General features: G+C 68.7%; 11 protein-coding genes and 1 pseudogene. 5 read left to right on the forward strand and 7 right to left on the reverse strand.

All coding sequences use genetic code 11. The features are described 5' to 3' along the window. Positions 1-140 precede the first annotated feature (140 nt). The 5 genes from BBH68_RS38500 (at position 141) to BBH68_RS38520 (ending at position 5,931) form a co-directional block, all read left to right on the forward strand. Entirely contained in the window at positions 141-605 is a 465-nt protein-coding gene (locus tag BBH68_RS38500; RefSeq protein WP_065968557.1) for a MarR family winged helix-turn-helix transcriptional regulator, read from the forward strand. Between the two features lie 490 nt (positions 606-1,095). Then, positions 1,096-2,367 (forward strand): TIGR04053 family radical SAM/SPASM domain-containing protein, encoded by a 1,272-nt coding sequence (locus BBH68_RS38505; RefSeq protein ID WP_211301836.1) that lies wholly within the window; start codon positions 1,096-1,098, stop codon positions 2,365-2,367. Continuing rightward, positions 2,364-4,970 carry a multicopper oxidase domain-containing protein gene (locus tag BBH68_RS38510; protein WP_218029739.1) on the forward strand — a complete coding sequence of 869 codons (2,607 nt, stop codon included), beginning with the start codon at positions 2,364-2,366 and terminating at the stop codon, positions 4,968-4,970. Before BBH68_RS38505 ends, BBH68_RS38510 begins: the two co-directional genes overlap by 4 nt. Continuing rightward, a complete protein-coding gene (locus tag BBH68_RS38515) occupies positions 4,970-5,416 on the forward strand; it encodes a hypothetical protein (RefSeq protein ID WP_065968558.1) in 447 nt (148 codons plus the stop codon). Before BBH68_RS38510 ends, BBH68_RS38515 begins: the two co-directional genes overlap by 1 nt. A gap of 38 nt (positions 5,417-5,454) precedes the next feature. Beyond that, positions 5,455-5,931, forward strand: coding sequence for a hemerythrin domain-containing protein (locus tag BBH68_RS38520; RefSeq protein WP_065968559.1), 477 nt, complete (start codon positions 5,455-5,457; stop codon positions 5,929-5,931). Positions 5,932-6,146: 215 nt separating this feature from the next. Here the strand turns inward: BBH68_RS38520 and BBH68_RS38525 are convergent, their stop codons facing one another. The 7 genes and pseudogenes from BBH68_RS38525 to BBH68_RS38555 all read right to left on the reverse strand — a co-directional run. Beyond that, positions 6,147-6,599: a lamin tail domain-containing protein gene (locus tag BBH68_RS38525; RefSeq protein ID WP_065968560.1), complete on the reverse strand. Its 453-nt coding sequence runs from the start codon at positions 6,597-6,599 to the stop codon at positions 6,147-6,149. 139 nt (positions 6,600-6,738) lie between these two features. Continuing rightward, positions 6,739-7,842, reverse strand: a complete 1,104-nt coding sequence (locus tag BBH68_RS38530; protein WP_079151491.1) for a LysR family transcriptional regulator — start codon at positions 7,840-7,842, stop codon at positions 6,739-6,741. Positions 7,843-7,916: 74 nt separating this feature from the next. Beyond that, positions 7,917-9,746 (reverse strand): AMP-dependent synthetase/ligase, encoded by a 1,830-nt coding sequence (locus tag BBH68_RS38535; protein ID WP_065968562.1) that lies wholly within the window; start codon positions 9,744-9,746, stop codon positions 7,917-7,919. 45 nt (positions 9,747-9,791) lie between these two features. After that, entirely contained in the window at positions 9,792-10,292 is a 501-nt protein-coding gene (locus tag BBH68_RS38540) for a flavin reductase family protein (RefSeq protein ID WP_065968563.1), read from the reverse strand. Then, entirely contained in the window at positions 10,285-11,064 is a 780-nt protein-coding gene (locus BBH68_RS38545; RefSeq protein WP_065968564.1) for an enoyl-CoA hydratase/isomerase family protein, read from the reverse strand. Before BBH68_RS38545 ends, BBH68_RS38540 begins: the two co-directional genes overlap by 8 nt. A gap of 12 nt (positions 11,065-11,076) precedes the next feature. After that, on the reverse strand, positions 11,077-11,895 hold the full coding sequence (locus BBH68_RS38550; protein WP_065968565.1) for an enoyl-CoA hydratase/isomerase family protein: 819 nt from the start codon (positions 11,893-11,895) through the stop codon (positions 11,077-11,079). Then, a pseudogene (locus BBH68_RS38555) lies at positions 11,892-12,185 on the reverse strand (hypothetical protein); the annotation flags it as partial. The gene BBH68_RS38550 and the pseudogene BBH68_RS38555, both read right to left, overlap by 4 nt.

Consider the following 12,185-nt stretch of genomic DNA (forward strand, 5'->3'; position numbering starts at 1 on the left):
TGAACGGTTTCACCTCTGTGGATCGGGAGGTTCCCCGGAAGAAGCGATGGCTATGGCACCAGACCGTTCGGTAAACTCACCCGTTGAATCGGCACTATCATACGATAGCTATCGTGCAATAGGAAGGGCGTCGTCACGGTATGAGCGATGTCGAAGCCGCCGGCCTCCACGAGCTGGCCGACCTGATCTTCGCCGTGGGGCGACAGCTGCGGCCCCCGACCGATCCCTCGTTCGAGCCGTGCACGCCGATCGAGATCAGCGTCATGCGGTACATCCACCACCACCCCGGCACCTCGGCGCGTGCCGCGGCGGAGGCGGCCCTGCTCCCGTCGAGCAACTTCAGCCGCGTACTGCGCGGCTTGGAGAAAAGGGGCCTGGTGGACCGCGTGGTGGACAGCAGCAACGCGCGAGGCGTGTGCCTGTACCCCACGGAAAAGGCCCACCAGAATCTGCAATACCTCCGCGACAACTGGGCCCGGACCCTCCGGGGCATCGTCGACGACCCCGCCACCATCGAGACCGTCAACGCCACACTCCGGCGCATCGAGCACGAACTCATCGCCCGGCGCCGCGGCGCAGACCCTCGGGACTCCCGAGCCGGCTAGGCAGTTTCGTTCGGATCAGGCCGGATCAGGGAGCGGGGTCTGGTGCAGGGGGCCAATCGCAGGTACAGACCCAGCGCCGTCGCCAGGGCGGCGGCGGACCAGACGGCCGTTCACCGGGGTCTCGACGAGCTGGTTCATGTCCGCACGGGCCACGGCCATCACCCGTGGTGCCGCCTCTCACACCTCACAGGGGCGGCCGAGGGCGTGACCCCCTGAGCCGCTTGGTGGAAGGAGGGACTGTTGGCCCATCACCAAGAGCTGATCGGCCGCCGCGTAGGACGGAATCGACGCCGCATGCTGATCAGCGACCGATCCGGAGGTATCCCGTGTACTACTGCAACCAGCGTCCGTGCGGTTGTCTCCACCGCCGTCCCCCGTCACGGGTGCTGCGCACGGTCCTGGCCGGTCACCGCCCGGCCGCCCGACACGTCTGCCCCGATTCCCGGGCGGCCGGACGCACGGTGCGCACCACCAGGGGACGGAGGGCCCGGTGAGCGGCGCCCGGGTGATCCGCCGACAGCATCAGAACGTCGCGGACAAGCCGTTCATCGTGATCTGGGAGTCGACCCGCGCCTGCCCGCTGGCCTGCCTGCACTGCCGTGCCGAAGCAGTGCCCGATCGCGATCCGCGTGAGCTGGACACCGCCGCGGCCAAGGACCTGATTCGTCAGGTGGCCGCGTTCGGACAGCCCACCCCGCTGTTCGTGATCACCGGTGGGGACCCGTTTCAGCGTGCCGACCTGCTGGAGCTGATCGAGTACGGGGGAGAGGCCGGGGTTCGAGTGGCCGTGTCCCCTTCGGGCACCCCGACACTGACGCCCGAGCGGCTGCGGGAGGTGCGTGCGGCCGGTGCCGTCGGGCTCTCGCTGAGTCTGGACGGCTCCACCGCTGACCTGCACGACGGATTCCGCGGCGTGCGCGGGGTGTACCGGTGGACGCTGGACGCCTGGTACGCCGCCCGCGCGCTCGGCATGAAGGTGCAGATCAACACCACAGTCGCCCGTCACAACCTGCACGATCTGCCGGACATCGTCCGTCTGGTCCGCGACCACGGGGCGATGCTGTGGAGTGCCTTCCTCCTGGTGCCCACCGGACGCGGCCGCCAACTCGGCGTGCTCACCCCCGCCGAAACCGAGGACGTGCTCAACTTCGTGTACGACGTGGGACTGACCGTGCCCGCCAAGACCACCGAGGCCCACCACTTCCGCCGGGTCGCCCTGCAGCGCAAGGTGCTCGCGGACACCGGCGGCGATCACCTGGCCGTGCTGGGACTCGGTCCGCTCTACCGGGAGTTGCGCCACCACTCCGCCGAACTGGGCCTCGACGGCGGAGGACGACGAGCCCGCCGACCTCCCCTGGACGTCAACGCGGGCCGTGGCTTCGTCTTCGTGTCGCACACCGGCACCGTGCACCCCAGTGGCTTCCTGCCCCTGGCCGCCGGCAGCGTGCGCACCCGCCCGCTGGCCGAGATCTACCGGACCTCGGAGCTGTTCACCGGTCTGCGGGACGCCGACCGGCTCGGTGGCCGGTGCGGAGCGTGCGAGTTCCGCCGCGTCTGCGGCGGCTCCCGCTCCCGGGCGTACGGCGTCACTGGCGATCCGTACGCCGAAGAGCCGTGGTGCGGCTATCGGCCTGGGACCTTCCCGTACCAGAGGGAGCTGGCCGCACTGCTGGCCGGCCGCGCCGACGGGGACCGGCCCGGCCGCCCGTCGGTTCGTCATCTCCCGGCGGAACACCGTACACAGCAACAGGAAACACCGTGACCGGCCGGCTCGATCCTCCCGTAGCCGCCGGAAGTCGCTCGCCCCACAGGCTCAAGCAGTCCGGCCTGAAGGCCCGACATCGGCGCGCCCACCTCCTCGTCGTGGCGTGGATCGTCCTGGCGCTGTCGGCGGCCACCGCCCAGCAGACGCTGCCCGTCGCCCGCTGGCTCGCCATCCATCTGTTCCTGCTCGGCGGCGCCACCACCGCCATCGTGATCTGGAGTGAGCACTTCGCCGTCGCCCTGCTGCACGCCGAGCTCCCCGGCGAGCGGTGGAGCGATGCCCGGCTCGCCTCGGTGAACCTCGCCGTGGCGGGCATCCTGATCGGCGTCTGGGCGGATCTTCCCGTCCTCATCGGGATCGCCTGCGCGCTGCTGGTCGCCGCGATCACGGCCCACCTGGTCGTGCTGGTGCGTATGGGCCGGGGCGCGCTGGGCGGCCGGCTCGCTCCGATCGTCGGTTTCTACCGGGTGGCCGCAGCGGCCCTGGCCGTGGGGGCGGTTCTGGGCTGGATGTCGGCCACGGGCCATGCCGGTCCGGGGGACTACGCGGGGCTGCGGCAGGCCCACCTCCACGTGATGCTGCTGGGCTGGATCGGACTGCCGGTGCTGGGCACGCTGTTCATGCTGTGGCCCACCGTGCTGGGTGTGCGCATGGCCCGGCGCACCACCAAGACGGCGCGCTGGGTTCTGGCCCTGACCGGGGGCGGCCTCGCCGTCGTGGTCGCCGCACTGGCGGCCGGATGGCACCGGGCCGCCGTGGCCGGCGCCGTGATGTACGCGGTCGGCGTGGGCGTCGCGGTGGAGCTCTTCGTCCGTACGGTGCGCCGACGGCGCCCCATCTCGACCGCGGCGGCCTGCACCCTGGGCGCGGCCACCGGGTGGCTTGTCGCGGGCGTCATCGCGGACGCGGCGATCCTGGCGGCTGGACCGCCGGCCGAAGCGCCGGACGGTATCGGCCCCCTGGTCCTGGTGTTGCTCGTCGGATTCGTCGCACAGGTCCTCATCGGCGCCCTGACCTATCTGCTGCCGATCGTGCTCGGTACCGGCCCCAGGGAACGGGCCGAGCTCAGGGCGATGCTGGAGCGCGGCTGGCCGGTCCGCCTGGCGACCCTGGACACAGGTGTCGCACTGCTGGCGCTCCCGCTGCCCGGCCCTGTCGGCGCGGCCGGCATGCTGCTGGCCGCGGCGTCCGGAGTCACGTTTCTCGCTCTGACGGTCCGGGTCCTGGCTCGAGGCGTCGGCCGCGCCGAAGAGGGCGGCTCGTCGCGACGGCCGGTCCTGCTGGGCTCGGCGGCGGGCGCCGTACTGACCGTCTTGGCTGTCCTGGTGGCCAACAGTGGCGGCGGCACAGACGGCTCCACCGTCGCCGCCGGGGCGGGGAGCGGCGTCGCCACCGTCACGCGGACCGTCGATGTCACCCTGGCCGACATGCGCGTCCAGCCGGGCCGGATCGAGGTCCCCGAGGGAACCGGACTGAAGCTGAAGGTGATCAACAAGGACGCCCAGCGCCACGACCTGAAGGTCGAAGGAGGCCCCGCCACCCCGCTCCTCTCCCAGGGCCAGTCCCGCATCCTCGACGTCGGACAGGTCACCAAGAGCCGCACCGCCTGGTGCACCCTGCCCGGACACCGGGCCGCCGGAATGACCCTCGACATCGTCGTGAAGACCAGTACCGGCGAGACCACCGCTGGACACGACGGGCAGCTGCCCATGGCCGGCGGCAGCGGAGGCCTGGATCTCGCGGCCGACTTCTCCCATGGCTGGAAGGCCCGTGACGCCTCACTGGACCCGGTGGCCGGCGGCACAGTGCACCGGATCGAGTTGCACGCCGTCCGCCGGACCATCGAAATAGCCCCGGCTCTCAAGCAGCAGATGTGGACCTTCGGCGGCACCGCGCCAGGACCCACTCTGCACGGCAAGGTAGGCGACGTCTTCGAGGTCACCCTCCACAACGACGACCCCACCATGGGCCACGGCATCGACTTCCACGCCGGATCCCTCGCCCCTGACCAGGCCATGCGCACCCTCCAGCCCGGTCAGCGACTGGTCTACCGCTTCCGTGCGGACAGGGCCGGGGCATGGCTGTACCACTGCAGCACGGCACCGATGCTCCAGCACATGGGCAACGGCATGTACGGCGCCGTCATCATCGACCCTCCCGGCCTGGCGAAGGTGGACCACGAGTACGTGCTGGTCTCCTCCGAGCTGTATTCGGGCACTCCTGGCAGCGTGGCCCAGCTGGCGAAGATGCGTCAGAACACTCCGGACGCCTGGGCATTCAACGGTACCGCCGCCCAGTACGCCAAGACACCGCTGAAGGCGACAGCGGGGCGGCGCGCCCGCTTCTGGGTGGTTGCCGCCGGACCGAGCGACGGAATCTCCTTCCACATGGTCGGCACCGTCTTCGACACCGTGTACAAGGAGGGCGCCTACCTCCTCAAGCCCGACCAGGCCGGCGGTTCGCAGGTCCTGGACCTGGCCGTGGCCGAGGGCGGTTTCGTCGAGACGACGTTCCCGGCGGCCGGGCATTACCCCTTCGTCGATCACGACATGCGCCATGCGGAGGCCGGGGCGATGGGCATGGTGGAGGTGAGCACGTAGTGGGAACGGTCGGCCCGTGGTCCCTGGTGCGCTTCCTCCATGTGACGGGTGCCGTGGTGTGGGTCGGTGGGCAGCTCGCCCTGAGCCTGGTGGTGCTGCCACTGGCCCGGCGAATGTTGTCCGCGGAGGCCAGGGACCGCTTCGCGGCCGAGGCGGGCCGCCGGTTCGGGCTTCTGACGGGGGCGGTGTTCGTCCCCCTCCAGCTGGGTACCGGGTGGGCCATGGCCTGGCACGGCGGCATCACCTGGGCCTCGCTCACCGAGCCCGGCTACGGGCGCACCCTGGCCACGAAACTCGGATTGTTCGTGCTGGTGATGCTCGCGGCGGCAGGTCACGGCATCGCCCACTCCAAGGGCCGCGCCGAACTGGCCCGGGTCCTGGCCGTCGTATCGCTGGTCGGCTCGCTGGGCGTCGTCCTGCTCGCCACCGCCTTGCCGGCCACGTAGGACACCGCTCGGGAACTGTGAACAGAAGGAGAAGTTCGGTGTGCGAGTACTGCGGCTGCCAGTCGCTGACGACCATCGATGAACTGACCCGGGAGCACGACGAGGTCGTCCGCCTCATCGGCCACCTCCGCACCGCTCACCAAGAGGGCAGTGCGGCCCGGATGGCGGAGATCGCCCGCGAGATCGCGAGGGTGCTCGGCCCGCACACCCAGGTGGAGGAGCACGGATTGTTCCCGGCCCTGGCCGGCGACTTCCCCGAGCAGATCACCGCTCTGGAGGCCGAGCACCGGCAGGTGGAAACGGTGCTGGCCGAGGCCGCCGACGGCGTGACGCCCGCGGACCCGACCTGGCCGGACCGGCTGATGGAGGCGATGGCCATGCTGCGCGACCACATCCTCAAGGAACAGGACGGCGTCTTCCCCGCCGCACTGGCCAACCTCAGCATCGAGGAGTGGGAAGCGGTCGAGGCCACGCGCGCCAGGGCGGGCAGCACCCTGTCCCGGCCGACGGCCTGACGCCCCGCCGGGGCCTGGCCGGGCAGCCGCCGTAAGCTCCGTTGCCGGAGCGCGACCTCGACGAACTCCGGCCCGGCCACGGCCCCCGCTGCGGCAGCCGGGCGTGCGGCTCAGCGGCGCCGGGCGCTCCGTGGCAGAAGGCTCAGCAGCCGGCGCGGTGCTCTGGCCCTGTGCCGGGCTGGGCACCGCGCCGCGCCGCGCGGCTTACGATGGTGTCAGCATATTTTGTAGTCGTACCGGCTGCTGTTGTAGGAGCAGGTGTCGACCTTGGTGCCACTCGCTTTGCGCAGGGTGGCGGTGTCGGCGGTGTTGTTCCACACGTAGGCGCGGCGGTCCTGGTACTTCGTGTAGGTGGTGTCGGATCCGCTGCCGGTCCGCACGGTCACGGTCTTGCCCGCCCCGAGGGTGTAGGAGCCGAAGGTGTAGCGGTGGTTGCCGGCATCCGAGACGGTCCAGCCCTTGAGGCTGACACCACGCGAGGTGCTGTTCTTGATCTGGACGTACTCCGCGTTCAGGCTCGCGTTGGAGCGGGTGTCCGTGCCGGGCGAGTCATAGTAGATCTTGTAGAGGTGCACCGAGCCGGCGGCCTGAGCCTGGGCCGGCAGCAGAGCGAGTCCGGCGGCCGCGGCGACGGCGACAGCGCAGGCGGCAGTACGGGCGTGGATCATGAGCCCCCCATGATTCGTGCCGGGCACCCCCCTATTGGTCCCGGCGAGGCTGATCACCCTACGGGCGGACACAGGCGAAAGAGCCTCTGTTACCGAATTGCGATGCACAAGCACGGCCTGATCGGGATACCGGCACCCTTCATGCCTGCCGAAGGCCACCCGGCAGTCCGCCGGTGTGGCCTTCGGGAACGCGGGACACTCCTCGCGGGGTATTGATCTCGGCCGTGTGCATGAAATCCAAAAAACGAGCCGCTACGGGCGAGAGATCCTGAGAGCAGCGGTACATCACGCCGGTGACCCTGGTTGCTCCCGGAGAGTCCACGGGTACCGCGACGAGATCATCCAGGGCGAAACCCTGCAACTCAAAGGCCGGCAGAGCCGCCACGCCCACGCCGGCCCTCAGCAGCCCGCGGATCGTCGCCGCGCTACAGGCATTGAAGTGGGGGCTCACCGAGATCGAGTACCTGTTGAACGCGGCGTCGGTGATCGCTCGGATGCTGGTTCCGGGCCGCGTTGCGACCACGGTCTCACCGTTGAAGTCCGCCCACGAGAGGGAACTCCGCGCCGCCCAAGGATGGCTGTGGTGCGCCACGCCGTAGAACCGTTCCCGCAGCAGTGGTGTGAAGCACAAGCCGTCCGGCAGGTCACCGTGGGCGGTCAGGCCGAGTTCGACGGTCCCGCTTTCGATGCGTTCGGCGACCTCATCCGCGGGCCCGTCGATGATCTCGAACTCCACCTCGGGGTGATCCCGCATGAAGCCGCGCATCATGTCCGGCAGCACAGCCGCTGCGAGCGACGGAAGCGCGGCTACGGCGATGGTTCCGGACTGGGCCGCTACATAGGACATGAAGCGGCTCAGTCGCATGTCCATGTCGTCGAGGACGGCGCCCGTCATGAGGAGAAAGGCATGCCCCGCGGCCGTCATGTGGAGCTGCCGAGTGGTTCGGTCGAACAACCGCACCCGCAGCAGACGCTCGACTTCCTTGATCCTTCTGCTGAGGACCGACTGAGAGATGTGCTCCGCTGCGGCCGCTTTCGTGAAACTGCCGGATGCGGCGAGTGTCCGGACTGCGCGAAGCTGTTGCAGCGTCAGGTCAGGCGTCGGCATGGCTCCGCCTCTTGCCGCCGTGGACTCGGGTGGACACAACAACGGCTGATGGCCACGGCAGGCACGGGATACGACCACCTGGTCGTTGATCAACACGTGGAGTGCCATCAGAAGGGTGTTCGGTTCTTCGCTCACACATCAAGCTGAACGCCCTCCTCCCACGCCTGCGGACCGATCTCACCTCACGCGATCTCCATGTGATCAACCACCTAGTTCGGCCTCGAGCGCACATGGTTCGCGATCGCCACGTCGTCGTTCGCGCCGTACATGTCGTCGATCAACGTTGCGAACGAACTCACGACGGCATTGCGCTTGATCTTGCCGTTCGCAGTCCGCTCGCCGCGCTCGACTTCCAGGGACCGCGGCAGAACGCGAAAGTCCTTCAACTGCTCTACCCGCGCGAGGTCCGCGTTGACCCGAGCGACCTCCGCTCGCAGGCTGTCGGCCAGCGCCTCTGCCGACCGAGCGCCTGCGGTTGTGCTCGGCTCGAGCAGGACGGTGAGGTACTTGCGGCCGTCGCCCACGACGATCGCTTCGTTGATCAGCGAACTCTCCTTCAGCCGGGTCTCGATGGGCTGAGGATGGATCGTTTTGCCGCCTCGGGTGATGATCACGTCCTTCTTCCGGCCGATGAGCCGGATGTTCCCCTGAGGTGTGCGCTCCATCAGGTCACCGGTGCGGAACCAGCCATCCTCGAAAGCAGCCTCGGTTTCCGCCGGGTTGCGCCAGTATCCGGCGAAGAGCAGCGGCGCGCGGAGCAGCATTTCGCCGTCGTCCGCGACTTTCACCTGGAACCGTGGGTCCGGGAATTCCCTGCCGATGAAGCCCGGACGAGGGAACGGCTGGGCGAAATGGGCTATGGGACACCCGGCGGTCTCGGTGAGACCGTAGTTCTCGCGAAGATCGAGCCCCCAGATCTGCCAAATCGCGATGACGCTTTCGGGCATCGCGGCAGACGCGGTGTAGGCAACCCGGATGCGATCCAATCCGGCGGTTGCCCGCAGTGGCAGGAACACCCAACGAAGTGCGGCAGCGTACGCGATCCGCAACAGTACCGACGGACGGCGACGGGACCAGCGGCGTTCGGCTACCCTGCGGCCGGCCCACATGGCGGCGTCATAGGCGTAGCGACGAAGTCGCGGCCAGGCCTCCGTCTGTGCGATCAGTTCGCCGGCGATCTTCTCGTAGAACCGCGGCGGCCAGAGCACTGCCGTCGGCCGCACCAAGCGCAACACATCTTCGTAGTCACCCATGCGGCAGTATGTGACCACCAGCCGTGAGAGCAACGGCGCGAACACCGACACCAGCGCCGGCGCCACGTGGGCCAACGGCAGGAAGCCCACGGCGTCGTGCTCGTGGCTGAGGAGCTGCGGGTAGAGGCCGATGAAGGTCTGAACCGAGTGCTGAAGCGTGCGGTGCGAGTGCGTGACGCCTTTCGGGACTCCCGTGGACCCCGACGTGTAAAACAGCACGGCGGCATCGTCGAGGGATCCGCCGGCGACCAACGCGGACAGAGGATCGGCGCTGTCGTCGGCGTACTGTGTTCCTTCGTCGCACAGCGCTTCCCAGGTTGTCCTTTTGATCACCTCGGGTAGCTCCGGCGGAGGGGCCTCGATCCCGACCACGAGCCGCAGCTTCGGTGTGTGTGCGGCGACCTCCGCCACCTTGCCGAGTTCCGTCGTCGTCTCGCCGATGAAGGCGACGGCCTCGCTGTGTGCGAGGAGTTGCTCGATCTCGGCAGGTGAGTTGGTCGGATAGACGCCGATCACGGCCCCGCCGACGCTCTGCACGGCCAGCGCGGCGAACACCCACTCCGGGCGTGCGCTGCTCATCACCGCCACGCGATCGCCGGACTGCACACCTTGCGCGACAAGGCCGAGCGCGAGATCTCGCACCCGATCCCGGTACGTCCGCCACGTGATCGCCTGCATAACCCCGTCACGCCAGTAACGCAGCGCGACGGCGTCGGGTTCCCTGTCCGCGCGATCGAGCAGCAGCCCCGGTAGCGTCCGGGTCGGCTCGAAATTAGTCAGATCCATGACAAGGCCTCTCTTCCAGAGCCGACAGCCCAGGCCCGATGAGATTCATGCGGCGCTCTCCCCGAGGTGCAGGAAGTCACCTCGGTACCACGTCACCGGCTTGCCGCTGCCTGTCCGCGCGTCGTGTACGCGGCCGATGAGGATGACGTGATCTCCACCGGGTACGGCTTGCTCCAGTTCGCAATGGATCACTGCCGCTGCATCGGGCAGTAGCGGGTGACCGCTCTCGTTGAATTCGAAGGCTCCGTACGCGAACTTGTCTTCACCTTTTGTCGCGAACTTGATCGCCAGCTCGGCGTGCGCGGGAGTCACGATGTTGACGATGAACCGCTCGGCCGCCATGAAGACGGGGGAGCAGTCCGCTCCTCGGTCCAGGCACACCAGGACGAGCGGCGGATCGAGCGACAGCGCCGCGAAGGAACTCGCGGTGAACCCGTGCAGCGTCCCTGACGCGCTTCGCGTCGTCACGATCGTCACGCCTGAAGGGAAGCGCGCCAACGCCGAGCGGAAGGCGGCCGGGTCCAGCCCCTGAAGTCGCTCAACCATGAAATCCCTCGCGGGCGGCTCGGGCGGCAGGGTCGTCGAAGACCGTGCGCGCGTCGGCGACCGTGACGCGGAGCTGCTCTTCGACCGGCCAACTGGAAGTTCCTGAGTGAAGGGCCCGTTTCAGCGCCGCGAACACGGCAGGTGGCTTCGCCGCTGCCGCCCGCGCGTCCGCCATCGCGATCGCGAGCAGGTCGTCCTGCTCGACCACCTGGTCGACGATGCCCATCGTCCGCGCGTCGAACGCGTCGAGGGGCTCTCCGCTCAGCAGGAGGCGCCGGGCCGCGCGGTCGCCCAGGACCTCGCGCACTCGAGCGATCCCCTTCACGGCCGGCAGCATTCCGTGGTTGATCTCGGGGAAGACGAAACGCGCCTCGGTCGACGCGTACACCATGTCGGCGAACAGCGCCATTTCGATGCCACCACCGACACACCAGCCGTTGACCGCACACACCAGCGGCCGGGCAAAGTCCTCCAGCGCGCAGAGCAGCGCGTGGAACGACGCCATCCGCTCGACCATCGAATCGGCCCCGAAGCCGACGGCTTCCTTGATGTCGCCACCCGCGCAGAAGAAGCGCTCACCAGCTCCCGTCAAGACCACCGCGGGGGTGCGGGGGCCGCCGGCAAGGGTTTCCAGCGTCATTGTCAGCTCGCTGACGAGCGAGTTGCTGAGCGCGTTCGCCGGCGGGTGATTCAGGGTGAGTACCACCACGCCGTCCACCTCGTCGGACACCTGCACAGCGCTGGGCGCTGTGCTGTGCGAGGCAATGCTCATGCTCGCCTTCCCTCAGTTCGCCGGTCCGCCGGCGGCGCGAGCGGAGGGGAAGTCCACGGGGCGCTTCTCCCGGAAAGCCTGGCGTGCTTCGGCGTAGTCGGCACCGGCGAAGTCGAGGATCTCGAGTGCCGCGGACAGCTCGTGCTGAGGCGCCGCGTTGGTGAGCCAGGCGTTGAGCGCACGCTTGGTGAATCGGAGCGCCTGCTGGGGACCGCGGGCCAGCTGGGAGGCGACCTCCAGGGCACGGGGCAGCACCTGTTCGCGGGGAACGGACAGGCTCACGAGCCCGATCCGCTCGGCCTCGGCGCCCGTCAGCTTCTCGGAGGTGAGCACGTAGTACTTGGTCTTGGCCATGCCGACAAGCAACGGCCAGATGAGGGCGGCGTGGTCGCCGGCGGTCACGCCGACCTTGGTGTGGCCTTCGATCAGCACCGCGTCGTCCGCGGCGATGCTGATGTCGGCGAGAAGGGCGGTCGACAACCCGTAGCCGACCGCGGGACCGTTGATCGCGGAGATGATCGGCTTCTCAATGCGCAACATCGTCGCCACCCGCTTGCGTTCGGTCTCCAGCATCGCGAGCGCGTCCTGGGGCGTGGGATCGGGCTGAGCGACGTCCATCCCGGTACAGAAGGCTTTACCGGCCCCGGTGATGACGACGACCCGGGTCTGTTCGTCGCGCTCGACGTCGGCCCAGATCTGGTTCATCTCCTCGAACATCGGCAGGGTGAGCGAGTTGTACCGGTCGGGCCGGTTGATCGTGATCAGGAGGACGCCGTTGTCCTTGCGTTCGACGAGGATGTCACCCGTGCCGTGCTGGTAGAGGTCGCTCATCGAACCGTCTCCTTCTGCGCGAGGTTGTGCGTGTCGTTGAACTGGCGGAGTGCTTCTTCGTGGGCGGGGCGTGCGGCTCGGATGTCGGCGAGTACGTCGTCGGCGGGGCGGACGACGTTGCGGGGGTTTTTGAAGTGGGGGATGACGTACTTGCCGAAGAGTTCGATCGAGCGCATCAGCTGGTCGTGGGGGAGGCTGTCGACGCGTAGGACGAGGGCGTCGACGCCCATGTCGGCGTATCGCTGTACGTGTTCGATGCAGTGGTCGGGGTCGCCGACCATGAAGCCCTG

It is taken from the genome of Streptomyces sparsogenes (genome assembly GCF_001704635.1).
In the GTDB taxonomy this organism is placed as follows: Bacteria; Actinomycetota; Actinomycetes; order Streptomycetales; family Streptomycetaceae; genus Streptomyces; species Streptomyces sparsogenes.